Consider the following 19,729-nt stretch of genomic DNA (forward strand, 5'->3'; position numbering starts at 1 on the left):
GAAAGGAGCCACGACCATGTCAGACGACAAGAGCAACTCGGGCGGCCAGGACCGCCAGCGCATCAACGTGAACCAGGACTACGAGCTGCGCGACTGGTGCAAGTCGCTCAACACCACGCCCGAGCGGCTGAAGGAAGCCGTGCAGGCGGTGGGCGACCGGGCCGAAAAGGTGCGCGAGTACCTGAAGGACAAGCCCAGCCGCTGACGCGGGCCGTCAGAAGCGCGGGCACGCGCCCGTGAACGACGGATCGTACTTGCGCATCTGGGCGCGGTCGTCGCGCTGGCGGATGCCGCACGCCAGGTACTGGTCGTGCAGCTTAGCCAGGGCGTCGCGGTCGATCTGCACGCCCAGGCCGGGCGCGGACGGCACGCGCACGCTGCCTTCCACGAAGGGAATGCGGCCTCCCACCACGATGTCCTCGTCCTGCCACGGATAGTGCGTGTCGCAGGCATAGCTGAGGTTGGGCACGGCCGCCGCCACGTGCGTCATGGCCATCAGGCTGATGCCCAGGTGCGAGTTCGAGTGCATCGAGAGCCCCAGGTCCCACAACCGGCACATGTGCGCAAGCTGCTGGGTGGCGCGCAGTCCGCCCCAGTAATGGTGGTCGGACAGCACCACCTTGACCGACTGCGTCTGCACGTTGCGCTTGAACTCCTCCATGCTGGTCACGACCATGTTGGTCGCGAGCGGCAGGCGCGTGTGCTTCGCCAGTTCGGCCATGCCGTCCAGCCCGGGGCACGGGTCTTCGTAGTACTCCAGGATCGCGTCGAGCTCGGGCGCCGCGGCGATGCTGGTGGCGAGCGACCAGTTGGCATTGGGGTCCAGCCGCAGCGGCATGCCCGGGAAAGCCTCGTGCAGCGCGCGCATGCAGGCGATCTCGTGTTTCGGCTCGAACACGCCGCCCTTGAGCTTGATGCTCTGGAAGCCGTACTGCGAAATCATCCGCCTGGCCTGCGCCACGATCTGCTGCGGGCTGATGCCTTCGCCCCAGGCGTCGGGCTCGTAGGGCTGGCCGTGGTGTTCCGCGTACTTGAAGAACAGGTAGGCGCTGTAGGCGACGCTGGAGCGTACCGGGCCGCCCAGCAGGTCGACGACGGGTGCGCCGACGATCTGGCCTTGCAGGTCGAGCATCGCGACTTCGTAGGCGCTGATCGCCTTGGCGGTGTTGCGCGACGGATCGGAGCCCGGCGCGAGCGTATAGGCCGGCGCCTGCTCGCGCCGGATCGAGGCACGCAGGCGGTCCTCCATCCGGTTCAACGCGAACGGCGACAGGCCCAGGATGTGCGGCTTGCAATCCTCCAGCAGCGACAGCATGGAGGCGTCGCCATAGGTCTCGTTGATGCCGACGCGGCCATCCGAGGTCTCGACTTCCAGGATCGCCCGCAGCGCCCACGGCTCGTGGATGCCCGCGGCATTGAGCAGCGGCCCGTCGCGGAAGGCAACGGGCGTGATGCGGACCTGGGTGATGCGGACGTCGCGGTTCATCGTGGCTGCTTCCTCAGTTGGCGCTGGCGCCCGACTTCTTCACCAGGGCCGCCCAGCGCGGGATCTCCTTCTGCATCAGCGCGGCCAGTTCCTCCGGCCCGCCGGCAACGATCTCCATGCCCATCTGCTTGCCCAGCTTGTCCTGCACGTCGGGCAGCTTCAGCGCCTTCTGGATCTCCAGCGCCAGGCGCTGCACCACCGGCCTGGGCGTGCCCTTGGGCGCATAGATCGCCTGCCAGGACGACATCTCGAAGCCCGGAATGCCGGCTTCGATCATGGTCGGCGTGTTGGGCGCCAGCGCGATGCGCTTGCCGGTGGTCACGGCCAGCAGCTTCAGCTTGCCGGCCGACAGCAGCGGCAGCGCCGCCGTCATCTGGTCGAACATGAAGGTGACCTGGCCGGCCGACACGTCGATCATGGCGGGCGGCGTGCCCTTGTACGGCACGTGCGTGAGCGGCACGCCGATCATGTCGGCGAACATTTCGCCGGCCAGGTGCGTGGAGGTGCCGTTGCCGGAGGAGGCGAAGGTGCGCCGGTTGGGGTCCTTCTTCAGCAGCGCAACGAGGTCCTGCACGCTGTTGACGCCGGCATTCGGGTCGACCAGCAGCACGTTGGGCAGGAAGGCCACCAGGGCCACCGGCTCGAAGTCCTTGACCGGGTCGTACGAGAGATTCTTGTACAGGCTCGCGTTGATCGCGTGCGTGCTGATCGTGCCGCCCAGCAGCGTATAGCCATCGGCAGGCGCCTTGGCCACGTAGGTGGCGCCGATGCCGCCCCCGGTGCCCGGCTTGTTGTCGATGATCACCGACTGCTTGAGCGCGGCCTGCAGCTTCTCGGCGACGGTGCGGCCGATGACGTCGGTGGAGCCGCCCGGCGTGAAGGGAACCACATAGGTGATCGCCTTGGCCGCCGGCCATTCGCTCTGGGCAAAGGACGGCGCGGCCAGGGAGGCGGCAATGCAGGACAGGACGTGGCGGCGCTTCATGGGGGATGTCTCCTCGGGATCTGGCGTTGGAATCGGTCGCGGACCGCAAGTGAAACACAAATATATTAGTGCGTCAATGCAAGCCGGCCCGGCTTAGAATCCGGTCCATGCCCGCTTCCGCCCTCGCCGCCGCCCACGCCCGCAAGCCGAAACGGCTGGACCGCACGCGGCAGGCCGCGCCGCAGGTGTTCGACCGGCTGCGCGAGATGATCATTGCGCTCGAACTCGCGCCGGGCGCCGTGCTGGCGCGCGCGGACCTCGCGGCCATGTTCGGCGTGAGCCAGACGCCGGTGCGCGACGCGCTGATCAAGCTGAGCGAGGAAGGCCTCGTCGACATCTTTCCGCAGCACGCCACGGTGGTGAGCCGCATCGACGTCGCCTCCGCCCTGCAGGCGCACTTCCTGCGCCAGGCCATCGAGCTGGAGGTGGCCGGCACGCTGGCGGCGCAACCGACGGAGCTGCTGGTGGCGCAACTGCGCGCGCAGGTCGACGTGCAGGCGGCTCTTGCCGGCGGCGACGACTACGACCGGTTCATCGCCGCCGACCGCGAGTTCCATCGGCTGATGTACGTGGCGGCCGGCGTGCCGGACCTGTACGACCTGGTGCGGCGGCGCAGCGGCCACGTCGATCGCCTGCGGCGCCTGCACCTGCCCGCGGCCGGCAAGGCCAAGGCCGTCGTCCGCGACCACAAGCGCATCGTCGAAGCGATTGCCGCGGGCGAGCCGGACACGGCGCGCGAGCGCGTGCGCGAACACCTTTCCGGCACGCTGGGACAGGTGGAACGCATCCGCGCCGAGCATCCCGATTACGTGGTCTGAGCCGCGGACGTCCAGTGACGCCCGGCGCCCCGCGGCGCCAAGATATCCACTGCCACTGTGGACAATGCTTAGGGGAAAAGCAGCGTGCCTGCAGCGAAATCAAGGGCCGGCGGGCCCCCTGCCGGGCTGCTCAAGAAATAGGCAATGTCACCAAGGTGTCACGGCTTTGTAGCAAGACAAGGCGCCGTGACGCGTCGGTAGGCGCTCACGTCTTCGTGTTACCGCCGGCCGGTCGCCGGCAGCGCGCGATCGCTTCGAGCAGCGCATGCGGCTTGAGCGGCTTGCCCAGGTGCAGGTCGAAGCCGGCCTCCAGGGTCTTGGTGCGGTCCTCGGCGCGGGCGAACGCCGTGAGCGCAATGACCGGCAGGCGTGTGCCGCGTCCCGCTTCCAGCTCGCGCACGCGCCGCACGAGTTCGTAGCCATCGCGGCCCGGCAGGCCGATGTCGCTGACCAGCACGTCGGGCCAGGCCTGCTGCAAGGCGGCCAGCGCGCTGTCGAAGTCGTACGCGGTGCGCACGCGCGCGCCGCGGTCGCCCAGCACCACGCGCATCATCTCGGTGGCTTCGGGATCGTCCTCCACCACCAGCACGTCGAGCCGCTCCAGCGCCTCGGGCTCGTGCTCCTCGCTGTCGGGGCCGCTGTCGCCTTCCAGCTCGCCGCCCACGCTGTCGCCGCCGCTGCCGTCCACCGGCAATTCGACGCGCATCAGCGTGCCCTTGCCGCGGCCTTCGCTGCTCGCCACCACCGTGCCGCCGTGCAAGTCGACGAGGTGCTTGACGATGGACAGGCCGAGGCCCAGGCCGCCATGCGAGCGGTTGCCGGGCGCGTCGCTCTGGGTGAAGCGGTCGAACAGGTGCGGGATGAAGTCGGGCTCGATGCCCTGGCCGAAGTCGCGCACGTCCAGCACCAGCCGGTCGCCCGTGCGCTTCAATGCCACCTGCACCTTGCCGCCCTGCGGCGAGAACTTGATGGCGTTCGTCATCAGGTTCCAGAAGATCTGCTGATAGCGGCCGGTGTCGATGTAAGCGGGCTCGTGCGCGCCGGCGACGTCGGTCTCCACCTGCAGCTTGCGCTCGTCGATGCTGATGCTCAGCGAATCGATCGAGCTGGCCACGAGTTCCGCCGGATCGGCCCACTCGCGCTCGAGCCGCAGCTTGCCCGAGTTGATGCGCGAGACGTCGAGGATGTCCGAGATGATGCGCGCCTGGGTCTTCGCATTGCGCTCGATCGCCTCGATCCCGCGCATGCCCTCGGGCAGCACGCCGCGCCGCTTGAGGATGTGGACCCAGCCGACGATGGCATTCAGCGGCGTGCGCAGTTCGTGCGACAGCACCGCGATGAAATCGTCCTTGGTGCGGCTGTGGCGTTCGGCCACCACGCGCGCCGCCTGTTCGCGCTCCAGCACGTCGACGCGCCGCTGCTCCAGTTCGTGGCGGTCGGACACGTCGATGGCGATCGCGATCCGCACGCCCGGCTCGACGTGCGCGGAGATGCTCCATTCGAGATGCACCTCGTGGCCGTCCGCCGCCAGCAGCGGGAATTCGCCGCGCCACGGCGCGCCGCCTTCGGCCGGCGCCACCGTGTGGCGCTCCACGCTGGCGAGCCAGGCGGGCGGCGCCAGCTCGCCGAGCGAGCGGCCCAGGATCTCGTCGGCGCTGCGCCCCAGCATCTGCAGCAGCGCGGGATTGGCGTCGGCAAAGCGGCCCTGGCTATCCAGCAAGGCCATGCCGCTTTGCGCTTGGTCGTAGATGGCACGGAAGCGCTTCTCGCTGCGCCGCATCTGGTCTTCGGCGGTGCGCGCGCGGATCAATGCCTGCAGCGTGCCGACCAGCACCGCCGGCTCGACCGGGTGCACCATGTAGCCGTCGGCGCCGGCGTTCAGGCCGGTCACGCGGTCCTCGTTGCGCACGAAGGCGGCGGACAGGTGCACCACCGGCAGCGTGGCCGTGGCCGGACGGGACCGGATCACGCGGCAAACCTCGAAGCCGTCCGTGTCGGGCAAATGCACGTCGAGCACCACGGCCGACACGCCCTCGCCGACGAGTTCGAGCGCCTCGCCGCCGGAGCCGGCTTCCACGGTCTTGAAGCCGGCGGCACGCACCACGCGCGCGGTCGAATAGCGCGTGGCCGGGTTGTCGTCGACCACCAGCACGGTGTGCCGCGAGCGGTCGATGGTGGTGTTGATGACGTCCGCTTCGATCATGGCGCCCCGGCGCCCTCCAGCTGGAGCGGGATCGTGACGGAAAACACCGAGCCCTTGCCCGGCTCGCTGGACAGGCCCACCGTGCCGCCCAGCAACTCCGCGAGCTTCTTGCTCAGCGACAGGCCCAGGCCGGTGCCGCGCAGGCGCTTCTGCAGCGGCGATTTCACCTGCGCGAAGTCCTGGAAGATGGCGCCGTGGTACTCGGGCGCGATGCCGATGCCCGTGTCCGCGACGGAGAAAGTGATGTGGCCCGGGCCTTCCAAGCGCGCCGCGACCCGCACCTCGCCCTTGGCGGTGAACTTCAGCGCGTTCGAGATGAAGTTGCGCAGGATCTGGGACAGCTTGCGGTCGTCGGTGAAGAGCTTGGGGATGTCCTGCGGCTCCTCGAACACCAGGTTCACCGCGGGATTGGTCAGCACCGGCTTGAACATGCCGCGCAACGCCGAGAACAGGTCGACCATCTCGAACCAGGCCGGGGAGATCTCCACGCGGCCCGCCTCCACCTTGGCCAGGTCCAGCAGGTCATCGACCATCTCGGCGAATTCGGTCGCGTTCTGCTGGATGAACTCGACCTGCTTGGCCTGTTCCTCGGTCAAGGGGCCGTCGACGCGGTCGATCAGCAGGCGCGCGATGCTGCGGATCGAGTTGATCGGCGTGCGGAATTCGTGGCTCATGTAGGCCAGGAACCGGCTCTTGAGCTCGGTGGCCAGCCGCAGCTGGTCGGCCTGCGAGTCGAGTTCGGCGTAGAGCGCCAGCACGCCGCGGTTGGTCTCTTCCAGCTCGGCGCGCAGCTCCTGCGCTTCCTGCTGCGCGTGGGCCAGCTTCGCCGCCAGGGAATCGGTGTCGCTCATGTCAGTGCCTCCGCCGCAACACGGCGACGGTTGCGTCGTCACGGCCCCGGCAATGGTCGCGCACCAGCAGGGCGGCGGCAAGTGCGGGATCGCGTCCCAGCACGGGCCCGAGCAGATCCGCTTGCCAACGGGTGGCGATGCCGTCGCTGCACACGACCAGCAGCGCATGCGCGGGCCAGGCCGTGCTGGTCTCTTCCGGCGTGCGGATCGTGACCCCGGCAGTGCCGTGCTGCGTGAGCAGCGTGCGGTCGCTGATGCCGGAAACGAGCCGGCCCACCACGTTGCCCGCGCCCGACGTCCGCACCGTATCCGCGCTGGCATCGACCTGCATCATTGCGATGGCAGCGCCCCGCGTCGCGCGCAGGCGCCGGTGCACGTCCTGCAGCAGCTCGGTGGGTGCCGCCAGCGGCTCTTCGCGAAACATCTTCAGCGCGGCCTCGGCGGCCTCGGCCGCTTCGGGGCCATGGCCCAGTCCGTCGACGACCATCACCGTCGCCTTGTTGCCGTGCAATGCGAAGCCCCAGCCGTCGCCGCAGACGGTCTCGCCCGGAGCCGCGAGCGAAATGGCACCGACCACGATGGCGCTTTCCGCCGCCGGCGGCGTGGGCCGCTCCGCGCGCACGCGCGCGACCACGACCGTCCCCTGGGGCACCGACGAATACAGGTCGAAGTCCCCGGCCAGCCGCCGCACCGCGCCGAGGCCGGTGCCCGGCGTGCTGCCGGTGGAAAAGCCGTCGCCGAGCGAGCGCTCCACGTCGCGGATGCCCGGGCCTTCGTCGATGGAAATCACCTCCACCTCGCCGCGCTCGGTGCGCGCCGACAGCAGCAGGCGGCCCTTGTCGGCGTGGCGGACCAGGTTGGTTGCGAGTTCGGTGACCACCAGCGCCAGCCGGCCGGCCTGCACCTCGTCGAGACCGCAGTCGCGCGCGAGTTCGGCCGCGTGCCGGCGCGCTTCGCCCACGCGGCTGGTGTCTCCCATCGGGAAGACGGTGTGCAGGGTCCCGGTGATCACTTCCACCGCACGATGCTCACGCGGGTGCCGGCGCCGGGCGTCGACTGGACGTCGAATTCATGCACCAGGCGCTTGCTGCCCGGCAGGCCCAGGCCCATGCCGCCGCCGGATGTCCAGCCGTCGGTGAGGGCGAGCTTCATGTCGGCGATGCCGGGCCCCTGGTCCTCGAACAGCAGCCGCAGGCCGCGGCGCAGGCCGTCGTCCAGCAGTGCCCAGTGCATGTCGCCGCCCTTGCCGTGGATCACGGTGTTGCGCGACAGCTCGCTGGCCGCCGTGATCATCTTGGTCTGGTCGACCAGCGAGAACTTGAGCTGCTGGGTGAGGACGCGCACCTTCTGGCGGCTGGCGACGATGTCTTCCTCGCTGCGCAGCGGCATCGATCCCTGGGCTTCTTCAGCGGGCAAGCGGCCCCCCCTTGCGGCTGTGCGCCAGCAGCTCCATGCCGCGTTCGACGTTCAGCGCCGTGCGCACGCCTTCGAGCGACAGGCCCAGCTCCACAAGGGTGATGGCCACAGCGGGTTGCATGCCCACCACCACGGTGGTGGCGTCGAGGATGCGCGAGATGCCGGAGATGCTGGCCAGCATGCGGCCGACGAAGGAGTCGACGATTTCCAGCGCGGAGATGTCGATCATCACGCCCTTGGCGCCGGTGGTGGAGATCTTGTTGGCCAGGTCGTCCTGCAAGGCCAGCGCCATCTGGTCCTGCATGTCGAGCTGGATGGTGACCAGGAGCACCTGGCCCATCTGCAGGATGGGAATGCGGTACATCGCGGACTCAGGCGTCGCCGCGGCGCGTGACCACGTAGCCTTGCTGGTCCATCGCCAGCGCCAGCGCGTCGGCCAGGCTGGCCTTGGAGGCGATGCCCTGCAGGTCGATGCCCAGGTGCACGATGGTCTGGGCGATCTGCGGGCGGATGCCGCTGATGATGCATTCGGCGCCCATGAGGCGGATGGCGCTCACCGTCTTCAGCAGGTGCTGCGCCACCAGCGTGTCGACCGTCGGCACGCCCGTGATGTCGATGATGGCCAGGCGCGAGCCGGTGCTGACGATGCGCTCCAGCAGCGTCTCCATCACCACCTGCGTGCGCGCCGAGTCGAGCGTGCCGATCATCGGCACGGCCAGCACGCCTTCGAACAGCTTGATGACCGGGGTGGACAGCTCCAGCAGGTCCTGCTGCTGGCGCTTGATGATGTCCTCGCGGGTCTGCTGGTAGGTGGTGACCGTCCATTGCGCCATGCGGTCGACGAGCGCCGTCGTGGCCCACACGAGCGTCATGAGCTGCTGCGCGTTGCTGCCCGCCTCCTGCTGGATCAACTTGAACAGCGGCCGCTTGAGGGCCAGCACGAACACGCTGGTATCGCCGGCCGACTGGCCCTGCGCCGCGCGCGATCGTGACAGGGATTCCAGCGCGGCGCGCAGCGGCGTCCACGATGCATCCTGGAACGCGTCGAGGCCCGCGCCCGCCGCCAGCGCCTGGCGCAAGGCCCCCACGATCTCCTGCGTTTCGGACTGCATGCCGCGCCGCCCCGAGTCGGAAACGCGGCTCGATCCCGCCCCCGCCTCCTGCTGCCATTCGGCAATGATCTGGGCTTCGTGCTGCTCCAGCAGGCGGAGCAGGACGGTGGTTTCTTGGCTCATGGGGGTGTAGGAATGGTTGAGGAAGGCTCAACCATTATGCGCAGTGCAGTCGAGCATTGGGTGTAGGAGAAGGCCCACACGCATTTGCGGCCTTGTCTAACCCAGCAGGCCTGGCAGTTGAGCCATGTCCACGAAGATGACCGACGCGCCTGCCGCGCGCAGGGCGGCCGGGGCATCATGGCCTGCTTCCGGGGGGCTGTAGCCATAGACCTTCGCGCCCGCTGCCACGCCGGCGCGGACCCCCGTCACGGTGTCTTCCACCACCGCGCAGCGCTCCGGATGCACGCCCAGGCGCTCCATGGCGGCCAGGTACACGTCGGGAAAAGGCTTGGAGCGCGGCATTTCATGGCCGCTGAAGACCCGGCCCTCGAAGAAATCCAGCAGCCCGCATTTGCGCAGCTGCAGTTCCACCTTGAAGCGGTCGGCGCCGGAGCAGCAGGCGATGCGGCCCTGGAAGCGTTCGCTCACCTGCGCCACGGCCTCGACGGCGCGCGGGATCGCCTGCACGTGGGCCACCAGGCCCGCATTGCGGCGCTCGCGAAAGCGCACGAACCATTCCTCGGCCAGCGGCTTGCCGGTCTGCGCCTCGATCAGCGCCTGTTCGTCCTTGACCGCCTTGCCGACGAAGATGCGCATGCACTCGGCCGGCGTGAGCTTCCAGCCCAATTCCTCCAGCATGGCGCGCAGCACGCCGTTGGTGATGCCCTCGCTGTCGACGAGCACGCCGTCGCAGTCGAACAGCACGGCCTCGAATCGTTCGCTCACTTCAAATTCCCGTCCAGGTAATACCAACGGCCGCCTTCGCGCACGAAGCGGCTGCGTTCGTGCAGCCGCTGGCCGCGGCCGGCCAGCCGCGAGCGTGCCACGAATTCGACTTCCGCATGGTCCGCGTCCTGCTGGCGCGCGTCGCGGACTTCCAGGCCCAGCCACTTGAGGCCAGCTTCGAAGGTGAGCTCGCGCGGGCGCGTCGATGCGTGCCAGGTAGCCAGGAGGTAGCCGGCGTCTTCCAGGACGAAGGCGCTGTAGCGGGAGCGCATCAGCGCTTCGGCGTCGGGCGCCGGACAGCCGTCGAAGTCGGCCAGGTAGGGCCCGCAGCAGCGTGCGAGCTCCGGGCGGCCGCACGGACAGGCCGCGGCCGCCTGCGCCCTCATCCCTTCTTCGCCTTGCGCGCTTCCAGCGTTTCGGTGGCGCCGCCCTGCTTCACCCACTCGGTGAAGCCGCCGTCGATGTGGGCCACGTTGGCCATGCCCATGTCCTGCAGCGTCTTGGCCGCCAGAGCGCTGCGCCAGCCGGCCCCGCAGAACAGCACGAACTCCTTGCCCGGGTCGGCAAACAGCTTCTTGTGGTACGGGGAATCGGGGTCGACCCAGAACTCCAGCATGCCGCGCGGCGCGTGGTAGCTGCCCGGGACGCTGCCCTCCGCCTGCAGTTCGCGGATGTCGCGGATGTCGACCAGTTGCAGGTCCGGCTGGCCCAGGCGCGCCTGCACCTCGCCGACCGAGTAGGTCCTGACCTGCGCCATCGCTTCGTCGACGAGCGCGCGGTAGCCCTTGGTGATCGCCATGTCAGAGCCCTCGCTGGATGATGATCTTCTGCACGTCGGACGTGCCTTCGTAGATCTGGCAGACCCGCACGTCGCGCCAGATGCGTTCGACCGGGAAGTCGCTGACGTAGCCGTAGCCGCCCAGCGTCTGGATCGCCGCGCTGCACACGCGTTCGGCCATCTCGCTGGCAAACAGCTTGGCCATGGCCGCTTCCTTCAGGCAGGGCCGGCCCGCATCGCGCAGCGCCGCCGCATGCCAGATCAACTGGCGCGCCGCTTCGATCTGCGTCGCGCAGTCGGCGAGCCGGAAGCCGACCGCCTGGTGGTTGATGATGGCGGTGCCGAAGCTCTCGCGTTCGCGGGCGTACTGCAGCGCGACCTCGAAAGCGCTGCGCGCCATGCCCACGCTCTGCGCCGCGATGCCGATGCGGCCGCCCTCCAGCGCCGACAGGGCAATCTTGTAGCCCTCGCCTTCCTCGCCGATGCGGTTGGCCGCCGGGATGCGGCAGTTCTCGAAATTGATCTGGGCGGTGTCGCTCGAGTGCTGGCCGACCTTTTCTTCCAGCCGCGCGACCACGTAGCCCGGCGTGTCGGTCGGTACCAGGAATGCGCTCATGCCCCGCTTGCCGGCGCCCTTGTCGGTGACGGCGATCACCACCGCCAGCTGGCCGTTCTTGCCGCTGGTGATGAACTGCTTGACGCCGTTCAGCACGTAGCCCTCCCCATCCTTGGTCGCCGTGGTGCGCAGCGCGGACGCATCGCTGCCCACATGCGGCTCGGTCAGGCAGAACACGCCCAGCAGCTCGCCTTGCGCCAGCCGCGTGAGCCACTGCTTTTTCTGCGCATCGCTGCCGTAGCGCATCAGGATCGCGTTGACCGGGCAGTTGGTCACGCTGATCGCGGTGCTGGTGCCGCCGTCGCCGGCCGCGATTTCCTCCAGCACCAAGGCCAGCGTCACGTAGTCCAGCCCGGCGCCGCCGAATTCCTCGGGCACGCAGATGCCGTACGCGCCCAGCGCCGCCAGGCCCTGGTGCGCCTCGCGCGGAAAGACGTGCTCGCGGTCCCATCGCGCCGCGTGCGGCCACAGTTCGCGCTGCGCGAAATCGCGCACCGCATCGCGAATCATTTCCTGGTCGGGCGTGAGCAGCATCTTCTAGGGCTTGGTTAGCGACCGCTGGCGAGGTCCATGATGAGGCGCGAGGCGAGGTACAGGCGGCGCGGGATCGCGTCGACGAGCACGTACTCCGCCTGGTTGCTGTGGTAGCCGAAGCCGGGCAGGCCCAGGCTTTCGATCACCGGCTTGCCGGAGAGCGCCGCGTACGCCGCATCGGTGCCGCCGCCGCCACGCTCGCTCACCTTCAGCTCGGCGCCGGTCTCGCGGTAGATCGCGACGGCCTTTTCGATCATGCGTTTGCCTTCAGCATCGGCATTGAATGCGGGACGGCCATAGTCCACGGTGATCTTCGTTTCGGCTTTCGGCAGGCGCTTCTTGTTGTTGATGCGGTCTTCCAGCGTCTTCAGCAGGCCGTCGAGGTCCGACTTCTTGCCGTAGCGGATGTTCGCTTCGAGGTAGGCGTCGTCCGGGATGATGTTGGACACCTGGCCCGACTTCACGATCGTCCAGTTGAAGCGCAGCTCGCGGGACTTGTCGTCCAGGTCCATCGTGCGCAGGATGATGTCCGAGGCTTCCACCGCCGCATTGACACCGGCTTCGGGGTTCGCGCCGGCGTGGGCGGCCAGGCCCTTCACGCCCACCTTGTAGTAGACGATGCCGGAGGTGCCGAGCGTCAGGTTCTCCTGGTCGACGCTGGTCGGCTCGAAGGACAGCACGTAGTCGTGCTCGCCGGCCACCTTCTGGATCAGGTCGCGCGAACCGAAGGAGCCCTTTTCCTCGTCGGTGTTGAAGAGCACGGTGATCTGGCCGAAGTCCTGGAAGTTGCGCGCCTTCAGCAGCGCCAGCGTGTGCAGGATGATGGCGACGCCGCTCTTGTCGTCGGCGATGCCCGGGCCGTAGGCACGGTTGCCTTCCACGCGGAAGGGCGCCTTGGCGAGCGTGCCTTTCACGTACACGGTGTCCATGTGGGCGATCAGCAGCAGGCGCTTGCCGCCGCGGCCCGGGAAAGTGGCCTGCAGGTTGTCGCCCGCGATGCCGGCTTCGGCCTTGTGGCGCACGACCTTGCCGCCCAGCGCCTGCAGGCGCTGCTCCAGCAGGTTGTCCATGGCGGCCATGCCTTCGGCGTTGCCGGTGCCGGTCTCGATGTTGACCAGGCTTTCCAGCGTGCGCACCACGGCGGCCTGCTCGCCGGTGGCGGCCTGGAACAGGGCGTCGTCGCGCTGCTGCGCGAAACCAGGCTGGGAGAAGGCGAGAACGGCGGCGGCAACGGCGGCGAATGCAAACGGCTTCAAGGACAACTCCGAAAAGGGAAAAACGCGATCTTGCACCAGCCGGGCTTCACCAGCTGTCGAAACGCTTGCCATCGTGGCTCTGGAAGCTGCCCTTGTCGGCCGGCGTCAGGCCCGCGATGACGCGGCGCATGCCGGCCACGCTGTCCTGCACCTGCAAGGGCGCGCCCTGCCCGCCCATGTCCGTCTGCACCCAGCCCGGGTTCATCGCCACGAGGATGGCCTTGGGGTAGTCGGCCTGCGCCGAAGCGACGGCCATGTTGAGCGCTGCCTTGCTGGCGCGGTACACCCAGCTGTAGCTGGAAGCAACGTCCGCGATACGGCCCATGCCGCTGCTGATGAAGACGAACTTGCCCTGCGTCGCCTCGAGCAAGGGCGCCACCTGGGGGATCGCCTGCATCGCGCCCCAGACGTTGGTGCGCATCACGCCGTCGAATTCGTCGCGCGCAGGCGGCTGGGTCGCGCCGCCGCGGGAGATGGTCCCGGCGACGTAGAGCGCGACGTCGATCTTCTCGTCATCGAGCTGCCAGCCGAGGCCGCTGATGCTGGCCGTGTCCGTGACATCGAGCTTGAGCGACTTGGCGCCCAGCGCTTCGATGCGACGCAGGCCGTCGGCATCGCGCGCCGTGGCGATCACGCGATCGCCCGCCGCGCGGTACTGGCGGACGAACTCGAGGCCGATGCCGCGTGACGCGCCGAGGACGAGGACGTTCACGCCAGCTCGAGCGCGACCGCGGTGGCTTCACCGCCGCCGATGCACAGCGTGGCGACGCCGCGCTTGCCGCCGCGCGCCTTCAGCGCGTGCAGCAGCGTCACCATGATGCGGGCGCCGGACGCGCCGATCGGGTGGCCCAGCGCGCAGGCGCCGCCGTTGACGTTGACGATGTCGTGGGAGATCTTCAGCTCTTCCATCAGCGCCATCGGCACGACGGCGAAGGCCTCGTTCACCTCCCACAGGTCGACGTCGCTGGTCTTCCAGCCGGTCTTGGCCAGCAGCTTCTGCGTGGCGCCGACCGGCGCCGTGGCGAACCACTCGGGCTCCTGCGCGTGCGTGGTGTGGGCGACGATGCGCGCCAGCGGCTTCAGGCCCAGGCGCTTGGCGGTGCTCTCGGTCATCATCACCAGCGCTGCCGCGCCGTCGTTGATCGAGGAAGAGGAAGCGGCGGTGATGGTGCCGTCCTTCTTGAAGGCGGGCTTGAGCTGCGGAATCTTGTCCAGCTTCACCTTGCCCGGGCCTTCGTCGATGCTGATCACGCGCTCGCCGGCACGGTCCTTCACCGCCACCGGCACGATCTCGGCGGCGAAGGCGCCGCTCTCCGTGGCCTTCTTGGCGCGCTGCACCGATGCGGTGGCGAAGGCGTCCTGCTGCTCGCGCGTGAACTTGTACTTGGCGGCGCAGTCCTCGCCAAAGGTGCCCATGGAGCGGCCGGCCTGGTAGGCGTCTTCCAGCCCGTCCAGCATCATGTGGTCGTAGACCTTGTCGTGGCCCATGCGGTAGCCGCCGCGTCCTTTCAGCAGCAGGTAAGGCGCGTTGGTCATGCTCTCCATGCCGCCCGCGACCATGATCTCGTGCGTGCCGGCCAGCAGCATGTCGTGCGCCAGCATCGCGGCCTTCATGCCGGAGCCGCACATCTTCGACAGCGTGACCGCGCCGCTCGACTTGGGCAGGCCGCCCTTGAAGGCCGCCTGCCGCGCCGGCGCCTGGCCCTGGCCGGCCATCAGGCAGTTGCCGAACAGCACTTCGCCGACGGCGTCGGCGGGAATGCCGGCGCGCTCGACGGCCGCCTTGATGGCGGCGCCGCCGAGGTCGTGCGCGGCGAGCGACGCGAAGTCGCCCTGGAAGCCGCCCATGGGGGTGCGGGCGGCGCCGACGATGACGATGGATTCAGCCATGGTGATTCTCCTTCAGAGGGTAGAGGCGATGATGGGACCGCGCGCCTCTTCGGCGATGCGGCGGATGTAGTCCTGGAACTGCGGGTCCTCGCCGCGCAGCAGCAGCGGCAGGGCGTTGTGGAAATCCTCGCGCTGGCACCACTCGCGCATGTAGTCGTCCCAGCTGTTCCAGCGGCGCCGCTCGGTCTCGCCCATGTCGGGCTTGAAGGCGACGAGGTAGGCACGCTCGAACAGCGAGATCAGCATGTCGAAGATCACCAGCATGCGCTCGCGCTGTTCCGCGGTTGGATTCTCCAGCGGCTCGTTGGTTCGCAGGTGCAGGTCGGGGTGGCGCAGCACCACCTCGAGGAAGTCGATGTAGGCGTCGGACAGGAGCTGGTACTGCTCCTCCTCCTCGTTGTCGCGCTCCTTGCGCTGCTCCCAGGCGAAGAACAGGATGGCGAAAGGCAGGCCCAGCGTGGTGACGATGAAGCTGGCGACTTCCCAGAAGTCCTTCCATTCTTCGCTCATGCAGCCGCCTCCGCCTGCGCCGGCTGCTGTCGCCGCGCGAAGCGCTTCTCCCGCTCGTAGGGGAACACGTCGTGGACGTGGCCGGCGAGGATGCGTTCCTTGTGCGACTGCCAGAAGGCCGGATCCAGCAGGTCGGCGTGGTGGGCCATGAACACCTCCCGCACCGCGGCGTTCCCGAGCAGGAAAGGGCCGAAGGTCTCCGGGAAGATGTCGCGCGGGCCGACCTTGTACCAGACCTCCCCCGACATTTCCTCCTCCTCGGTGCGCGCCTCGGGCACCTTGCGGAAGTTGCACTCGGTGAGGTACTCGACCTCGTCGTAGTCGTAGAACACGACCTTGCCGTTGCGCGTGACGCCGAAGTTCTTCCACAGCATGTCGCCCGGGAAGATGTTCGCCGCCACCATGTCCTTGATGGCATTGCCGTACTCGATGACGGCGTGCTCCACCTGCTCCTGCGCGCCGGCGTCGAAGGCTTCCTGCAGGTAGATGTTGAGCGGGATCATCCGCCGCTCGATGTACAGGTGCTTGATGATCACCTCGTCGTGGCCGTCGCCGTCGCGGTCGCTGATCTCCAGCTGGCTCGGGGCGAACTTGCGGATCTCCTCCACCAGTTCGTCCTCGAAGCGGTCGCGCGCGAACGCGACTTCGCTGTACTCCAGCGTGTCGGCCATGCGGCCCACCCGGTCGTGCTGCTTGACCAGCAGGTACTTGCGCTGCACCTGCTCGCGGCTGGTGTCCTTCTGCTCGGGGAACCAGTCCTTGATCAGCTTGAACACGTAGGGAAAGGACGGCAGGTCGAACACCAGCATCACCATGCCCTTGATGCCGGGCGCGATGCGGAACTTGTCGCTCGAATGGCGCAGGTGGTGCAGGAAGTCGCGGTAGAACAGCGTCTTGCCCTGCTTGGCCAGGCCGATGGCGTTGTAGATCTCGTTGCGCGGCTTTCGCGGCATCAGGGTGCGCAGGAACTGCACGTAGGCCGCCGGCACCTCCATGTCCGCCATGAAGTAGGCGCGGGCGAAGGAGAACAGCATCTGCAGTTCGTCCTCGCCGAACAGGCAGGTGTCGATCACCAGCTTCGCCGCCTTGTTGTGCAGGATCGGCAGCGCGAAGGGCAGCTCGTTGAAGCCGTTGATGATCTTGCCGACGACGTAGGCGCCCTTGTTGCGGAAGAACAGGGACGACAGCACCTGCACCTGGAAGTTGGCGCGCAGCGTGACGTGCGAAAGCCGCCCGGCCATGGCTTCCAGCACCAGCTGCGCGTCGCGCTCCAGGTCGTCGAAGGGCCGCTGCAGCCGGTAGTTGTCGACGATGCGCACCAGGGTCTCGTGCAGGGTCTCGCGCGTCGGGTAGTAGGAGCGGTAGGTCGGCGTGGCCGCCGGCTCATGGTCCTCGATGTACTCGGTGCTGACCGCGGGCCGGACGAAGATGAAGTCGTTGTGGAAGTAGGTGCGGTGCAGGATCTTGGTCGTGACCGAATTGAAGAAGGTCTCGGCGCACTCGGGCTGGTGGTGGTCGACCAGCAGGCCGATGAAGTGCAGCTTGACCTGCTGCCACACCTCCATCGGCTGCTCGCCGGCCTTGAACTCCAGCTCCAGGCGCTGCACCGCCTCATTCACCCGCAGGTCGTAGAACTCGATGCGTTCGCGCTGCGCGCGCTGCTGTGCGAGCCAGTCCGCAGTCTCGAAGCGGTGCTTGGCGCGCGCGGACTCCAGCCGGAACAGGCGGTAGTGCCGGTTGAAGCCGTCGAGCATCGCCTTGGCGATGTCGTAGGCGAGCGGCGAGTCCAGGCGCTGCGGGAACATGGTCTGGGCTGGCCGGCGCGCGCGGCTAGCGGCGCGCGGCGACCACTCCTTCGACGGCCGCACGGTAGGCCGGCTCGATCTGGTCGGTGTCGGCCACCGTCATGTGCAGGTCCTGCAGCAGGCCGTCGTGGACACCGAAGGCCCAGCCGTGCACGCAGACCTTCTGGCCCTTGGCCCAGGCGTCGGTCATCACGGTGCTGACGCACAGGTTCACCACCTGCTCGATCACGTTCAGGTCCACCAGCGCGTCGCCGCGCCGCTCGGGCCCGAGGTTGTCGAGGATGCCGCGGTGGCGGTCGCGCACGTCCTGGATGTGGCGGATCCAGTTGTCGGCCAGGCCCACGCGCGTGTTGTTCAGCGCGGCCAGCACGCCGCCGCAGCCGTAGTGGCCCACGACCATGATGTGCTCCACCTTCAGCATGTCGACCGCGAACTGCACGGTCGACAGCGCATTGAGGTCCGAGTGCACGATGACGTTCGCGACGTTGCGGTGCACGAACACCTCGCCCGGCTCCAGGCCGGTGATCTGGTTCGCGGGCACGCGGCTGTCGGAGCAGCCGATCCACATGAACTTGGGCTTCTGCTGCTTGGTCAGGCTGGTGAAGAAGCCGGGACGCGTGCGTTCCATTTCCGCGGCCCAGGCGCGGTTGTGGGAGAAGAGGTCGTTGATGTTGGCCATGGTGTGATTGTCGCGTGGCGGCTATGGTCGGGTTGCACCGTCCAGCACGCGCGTCGGCAGCGGACTGAGCGGGGCGCCGGCCGCGGGCCTCTGCAAGGCAGCCAGGTCGGGACGACTGGTGACTGCCTCGACCGCGCGGCCTCCCTCGAAGCGCACCATCACGCCGTCCGGCGCCGCATGCACCGGGCCATGCGTTTCGGCTTCCACCAACGCCTGGCGCCAGGGCTCGCTGTCCAGGTGCGGGCAGAAAGTGCCGGGCAGCCAGCCCAGGCCTTCGCGCACCCCGCCGCCCGGCACGCTGTCGGTCACGTAGCGCTCGAACCAGCAGTTGGCGCCGGCGCTGATGCCGGCCAGCACGGTGCCGGCCTGCCAGGCCGCGTGCAACGCGCGCTCGAAGCCGAACTCGCGCCAGACGGCCAGCATGGCCACGGTGTTGCCGCCGCCGACGTAGACCAGGTCGGCATCGCGCACCGCCTGGGCGTAGTCGCGCTTCATCTCATAGGGGAAGAAAGGCAGGGTCGAGGCGTCGCAGCCGAGCGCGAGGAACAGCTTCAGGAAGCGCAACTGCGCACGCTCGCCATCGCCGGACGCAGTGCCGAGGTACAGCACCCGCGGCGCACGCCCGCGCTGCGGCAGCAGGGACAGCAGGTAGCGCTCCTGCAGTCCGCGCGTGTCTTCCATCAGGAAGCCACCGCCGCCGATGGCGACGACCGCGCCGCTCACATCGTCTCCGCGAACAGCTCCCGACCGATCAGCATGCGGCGGATCTCGCTGGTGCCGGCGCCGATCTCGTACAGCTTGGCGTCGCGCCACAGGCGGCCCAGCGGGTATTCGTTGATGTAGCCGTTGCCACCGAAGACCTGGATGCCTTCGCCCGCCATCCAGGTCGCCTTCTCGGCGCAGTACAGGATGACGGAAGCGCAGTCCTTGCGCACCTGGCGCACGTGCTCGGAGCCGAGCTGGTCGAGGTTCTTGCCCACCGTGTAGCAGTAGGCGCGCGAGGCCTGCAGGATGGTGTACATGTCGGCCAGCTTGCCCTGGATCAGCTGGAACTCGCCGATGCTCTGGCCGAACTGCTTGCGGTCGTGCACGTAGGGGACCACGTTGTCCATCACGGCCTGCATGATGCCGATGGGACCGGCGGCGAGCACCGCCCGCTCGTAGTCGAGGCCGCTCATGAGCACCTTGGCGCCGCCGTTGAGGGTGCCCAGCACGTTGGCCGCCGGCACTTCGACGTTCTCGAACACCAGCTCGCCGGTGTGGCTGCCGCGCATGCCCAGCTTGTCCAGCTTCTGCGCGATGGAGAAGCCCTTCATGCCCTTCTCGATCAGGAAGGCGGTGACGCCGCGCGCGCCGAGCTCGGGCTCGGTCTTGGCGTAGACCACCAGCGTGTCGGCATCGGGGCCGTTGGTGATCCACATCTTGTTGCCATTGAGCAGGTAGAAGCCGCCCTTGTCCTCGGCCTTCAGCTTCATCGAGATGACGTCGCTGCCGGCGCCCGGCTCGCTCATGGCCAGCGCGCCCACGTGCTCGCCCGAGATCAGCTTGGGCAGGTACTTCTTCTTCTGCGCCTCGTTGCCGTTGCGCTTGATCTGGTTGACGCACAGGTTGCTGTGCGCGCCGTAGGAGAGGCCCACCGAGGCGGATGCGCGCGAGATCTCCTCCATCGCCAGCATGTGGGCCAGGTAGCCCATGCCGGCGCCGCCGTATTCCTCGGGCACGGTGATGCCCAGCACGCCGAGGTCGCCCATCTTGCGCCACAGGTCCATGGGGAACTGGTCGCTGCGGTCGATTTCCGCCGCACGCGGGGCGATCTCGCTCTGGGCGAAGTCGTGGACTGCGTTGCGCAGCGCTTCGAGGTCTTCGCCGAGGCCGAAGTCCAGGCCGGGGAGTTGCATGTCA

The 19,729-nt window shown here is 68.3% G+C and carries 22 protein-coding genes; 2 read left to right on the forward strand and 20 right to left on the reverse strand.

Features of this window, described 5'->3' with window-relative positions:
* Positions 1 to 16 precede the first annotated feature (16 nt).
* Positions 17 to 205, forward strand: a complete 189-nt coding sequence (locus LZ009_RS02120; protein ID WP_275696227.1) for a DUF3606 domain-containing protein — start codon at positions 17 to 19, stop codon at positions 203 to 205.
* A gap of 9 nt (positions 206 to 214) precedes the next feature.
* Here LZ009_RS02120 and LZ009_RS02125 read toward each other — a convergent pair whose 3' ends face one another.
* Together LZ009_RS02125 and LZ009_RS02130 are read right to left on the reverse strand one after the other, a co-directional pair.
* Positions 215 to 1,486, reverse strand: coding sequence for a glucarate dehydratase family protein (locus LZ009_RS02125; RefSeq protein WP_275696228.1), 1,272 nt, complete (start codon positions 1,484 to 1,486; stop codon positions 215 to 217).
* Positions 1,487 to 1,499: 13 nt separating this feature from the next.
* Positions 1,500 to 2,471 (reverse strand): Bug family tripartite tricarboxylate transporter substrate binding protein, encoded by a 972-nt coding sequence (locus LZ009_RS02130; RefSeq protein WP_275696229.1) that lies wholly within the window; start codon positions 2,469 to 2,471, stop codon positions 1,500 to 1,502.
* Positions 2,472 to 2,578: 107 nt separating this feature from the next.
* Between LZ009_RS02130 and LZ009_RS02135 the strand changes: the two genes are divergently transcribed.
* Positions 2,579 to 3,289, forward strand: coding sequence for a GntR family transcriptional regulator (locus tag LZ009_RS02135; RefSeq protein WP_275696230.1), 711 nt, complete (start codon positions 2,579 to 2,581; stop codon positions 3,287 to 3,289).
* Between the two features lie 205 nt (positions 3,290 to 3,494).
* On the opposite strand, the gene LZ009_RS02140 is transcribed toward LZ009_RS02135, so the two are convergent.
* The 18 genes from LZ009_RS02140 to LZ009_RS02225 all read right to left on the reverse strand — a co-directional run bounded on the left by LZ009_RS02140 (position 3,495) and on the right by LZ009_RS02225 (position 19,725).
* A complete protein-coding gene (locus LZ009_RS02140) occupies positions 3,495 to 5,492 on the reverse strand; it encodes a hybrid sensor histidine kinase/response regulator (protein ID WP_275696231.1) in 1,998 nt (665 codons plus the stop codon).
* Positions 5,489 to 6,343 carry a sensor histidine kinase gene (locus tag LZ009_RS02145; protein WP_275696232.1) on the reverse strand — a complete coding sequence of 285 codons (855 nt, stop codon included), beginning with the start codon at positions 6,341 to 6,343 and terminating at the stop codon, positions 5,489 to 5,491. Before LZ009_RS02145 ends, LZ009_RS02140 begins: the two co-directional genes overlap by 4 nt.
* A gap of 1 nt (position 6,344) precedes the next feature.
* The gene (locus tag LZ009_RS02150) at positions 6,345 to 7,361 is read right to left on the reverse strand and encodes an ATP-binding SpoIIE family protein phosphatase (protein WP_275696233.1); all 1,017 of its coding nucleotides are present in this window, start codon (positions 7,359 to 7,361) and stop codon (positions 6,345 to 6,347) included.
* Positions 7,352 to 7,732 (reverse strand): anti-sigma regulatory factor, encoded by a 381-nt coding sequence (locus LZ009_RS02155; RefSeq protein ID WP_275697100.1) that lies wholly within the window; start codon positions 7,730 to 7,732, stop codon positions 7,352 to 7,354. The genes LZ009_RS02150 and LZ009_RS02155 overlap by 10 nt, the downstream gene beginning before the upstream one ends.
* Before the next feature lie 16 nt (positions 7,733 to 7,748).
* On the reverse strand, positions 7,749 to 8,123 hold the full coding sequence (locus LZ009_RS02160) for an STAS domain-containing protein (protein ID WP_275696234.1): 375 nt from the start codon (positions 8,121 to 8,123) through the stop codon (positions 7,749 to 7,751).
* A gap of 7 nt (positions 8,124 to 8,130) precedes the next feature.
* Positions 8,131 to 8,994 (reverse strand): STAS domain-containing protein, encoded by an 864-nt coding sequence (locus LZ009_RS02165; protein ID WP_275696235.1) that lies wholly within the window; start codon positions 8,992 to 8,994, stop codon positions 8,131 to 8,133.
* Positions 8,995 to 9,090: 96 nt separating this feature from the next.
* The gene (locus LZ009_RS02170; protein WP_275696236.1) at positions 9,091 to 9,759 is read right to left on the reverse strand and encodes an HAD family hydrolase; all 669 of its coding nucleotides are present in this window, start codon (positions 9,757 to 9,759) and stop codon (positions 9,091 to 9,093) included.
* Positions 9,756 to 10,145: a YchJ family protein gene (locus LZ009_RS02175; RefSeq protein WP_275696237.1), complete on the reverse strand. Its 390-nt coding sequence runs from the start codon at positions 10,143 to 10,145 to the stop codon at positions 9,756 to 9,758. Before LZ009_RS02175 ends, LZ009_RS02170 begins: the two co-directional genes overlap by 4 nt.
* Positions 10,142 to 10,558, reverse strand: a complete 417-nt coding sequence (locus LZ009_RS02180) for a rhodanese-like domain-containing protein (RefSeq protein ID WP_275696238.1) — start codon at positions 10,556 to 10,558, stop codon at positions 10,142 to 10,144. Before LZ009_RS02180 ends, LZ009_RS02175 begins: the two co-directional genes overlap by 4 nt.
* A 1-nt stretch (position 10,559) precedes the next feature.
* Positions 10,560 to 11,687 carry an acyl-CoA dehydrogenase family protein gene (locus tag LZ009_RS02185; RefSeq protein ID WP_275696239.1) on the reverse strand — a complete coding sequence of 376 codons (1,128 nt, stop codon included), beginning with the start codon at positions 11,685 to 11,687 and terminating at the stop codon, positions 10,560 to 10,562.
* A gap of 14 nt (positions 11,688 to 11,701) precedes the next feature.
* A complete protein-coding gene (locus LZ009_RS02190) occupies positions 11,702 to 12,943 on the reverse strand; it encodes a glutamate carboxypeptidase (RefSeq protein WP_275696240.1) in 1,242 nt (413 codons plus the stop codon).
* A gap of 46 nt (positions 12,944 to 12,989) precedes the next feature.
* Positions 12,990 to 13,655: an SDR family oxidoreductase gene (locus LZ009_RS02195; protein ID WP_275696241.1), complete on the reverse strand. Its 666-nt coding sequence runs from the start codon at positions 13,653 to 13,655 to the stop codon at positions 12,990 to 12,992.
* Positions 13,652 to 14,833, reverse strand: coding sequence for an acetyl-CoA C-acyltransferase (locus tag LZ009_RS02200; protein ID WP_275696242.1), 1,182 nt, complete (start codon positions 14,831 to 14,833; stop codon positions 13,652 to 13,654). Before LZ009_RS02200 ends, LZ009_RS02195 begins: the two co-directional genes overlap by 4 nt.
* Before the next feature lie 12 nt (positions 14,834 to 14,845).
* Positions 14,846 to 15,343 carry a hypothetical protein gene (locus tag LZ009_RS02205; protein WP_275696243.1) on the reverse strand — a complete coding sequence of 166 codons (498 nt, stop codon included), beginning with the start codon at positions 15,341 to 15,343 and terminating at the stop codon, positions 14,846 to 14,848.
* Entirely contained in the window at positions 15,340 to 17,148 is a 1,809-nt protein-coding gene (gene aceK, locus LZ009_RS02210; RefSeq protein ID WP_275696244.1) for a bifunctional isocitrate dehydrogenase kinase/phosphatase, read from the reverse strand. Before aceK ends, LZ009_RS02205 begins: the two co-directional genes overlap by 4 nt.
* A gap of 25 nt (positions 17,149 to 17,173) precedes the next feature.
* Positions 17,174 to 17,827 carry a carbonate dehydratase gene (gene can, locus LZ009_RS02215; RefSeq protein ID WP_275696245.1) on the reverse strand — a complete coding sequence of 218 codons (654 nt, stop codon included), beginning with the start codon at positions 17,825 to 17,827 and terminating at the stop codon, positions 17,174 to 17,176.
* 21 nt (positions 17,828 to 17,848) lie between these two features.
* Positions 17,849 to 18,550 carry a Type 1 glutamine amidotransferase-like domain-containing protein gene (locus LZ009_RS02220; protein ID WP_275696246.1) on the reverse strand — a complete coding sequence of 234 codons (702 nt, stop codon included), beginning with the start codon at positions 18,548 to 18,550 and terminating at the stop codon, positions 17,849 to 17,851.
* The gene (locus tag LZ009_RS02225) at positions 18,547 to 19,725 is read right to left on the reverse strand and encodes an isovaleryl-CoA dehydrogenase (protein ID WP_275696247.1); all 1,179 of its coding nucleotides are present in this window, start codon (positions 19,723 to 19,725) and stop codon (positions 18,547 to 18,549) included. The genes LZ009_RS02220 and LZ009_RS02225 overlap by 4 nt, the downstream gene beginning before the upstream one ends.
* Between the last annotated feature and the right edge of the window lie 4 nt (positions 19,726 to 19,729).

Origin of the sequence: Ramlibacter paludis (assembly GCF_022012305.1) — a bacterium.
Lineage (GTDB): Bacteria > Pseudomonadota > Gammaproteobacteria > Burkholderiales > Burkholderiaceae_C > Ramlibacter > Ramlibacter paludis.

Coding starts and splice junctions, on each gene's coding strand:
- LZ009_RS02120 (WP_275696227.1), top strand. CDS start 17: ATGTCAGACGACAAGAGCAACTCGGGCGGCCAGGACCGCCAGCGCATC.
- LZ009_RS02125 (WP_275696228.1), bottom strand. CDS start 1,486: ATGAACCGCGACGTCCGCATCACCCAGGTCCGCATCACGCCCGTTGCC.
- LZ009_RS02130 (WP_275696229.1), bottom strand. CDS start 2,471: ATGAAGCGCCGCCACGTCCTGTCCTGCATTGCCGCCTCCCTGGCCGCG.
- LZ009_RS02135 (WP_275696230.1), top strand. CDS start 2,579: ATGCCCGCTTCCGCCCTCGCCGCCGCCCACGCCCGCAAGCCGAAACGG.
- LZ009_RS02140 (WP_275696231.1), bottom strand. CDS start 5,492: ATGATCGAAGCGGACGTCATCAACACCACCATCGACCGCTCGCGGCAC.
- LZ009_RS02145 (WP_275696232.1), bottom strand. CDS start 6,343: ATGAGCGACACCGATTCCCTGGCGGCGAAGCTGGCCCACGCGCAGCAG.
- LZ009_RS02155 (WP_275697100.1), bottom strand. CDS start 7,732: ATGCCGCTGCGCAGCGAGGAAGACATCGTCGCCAGCCGCCAGAAGGTG.
- LZ009_RS02160 (WP_275696234.1), bottom strand. CDS start 8,123: ATGTACCGCATTCCCATCCTGCAGATGGGCCAGGTGCTCCTGGTCACC.
- LZ009_RS02165 (WP_275696235.1), bottom strand. CDS start 8,994: ATGAGCCAAGAAACCACCGTCCTGCTCCGCCTGCTGGAGCAGCACGAA.
- LZ009_RS02175 (WP_275696237.1), bottom strand. CDS start 10,145: ATGAGGGCGCAGGCGGCCGCGGCCTGTCCGTGCGGCCGCCCGGAGCTC.
- LZ009_RS02180 (WP_275696238.1), bottom strand. CDS start 10,558: ATGGCGATCACCAAGGGCTACCGCGCGCTCGTCGACGAAGCGATGGCG.
- LZ009_RS02185 (WP_275696239.1), bottom strand. CDS start 11,687: ATGCTGCTCACGCCCGACCAGGAAATGATTCGCGATGCGGTGCGCGAT.
- LZ009_RS02200 (WP_275696242.1), bottom strand. CDS start 14,833: ATGGCTGAATCCATCGTCATCGTCGGCGCCGCCCGCACCCCCATGGGC.
- LZ009_RS02205 (WP_275696243.1), bottom strand. CDS start 15,343: ATGAGCGAAGAATGGAAGGACTTCTGGGAAGTCGCCAGCTTCATCGTC.
- aceK (WP_275696244.1), bottom strand. CDS start 17,148: ATGTTCCCGCAGCGCCTGGACTCGCCGCTCGCCTACGACATCGCCAAG.
- can (WP_275696245.1), bottom strand. CDS start 17,827: ATGGCCAACATCAACGACCTCTTCTCCCACAACCGCGCCTGGGCCGCG.
- LZ009_RS02225 (WP_275696247.1), bottom strand. CDS start 19,725: ATGCAACTCCCCGGCCTGGACTTCGGCCTCGGCGAAGACCTCGAAGCG.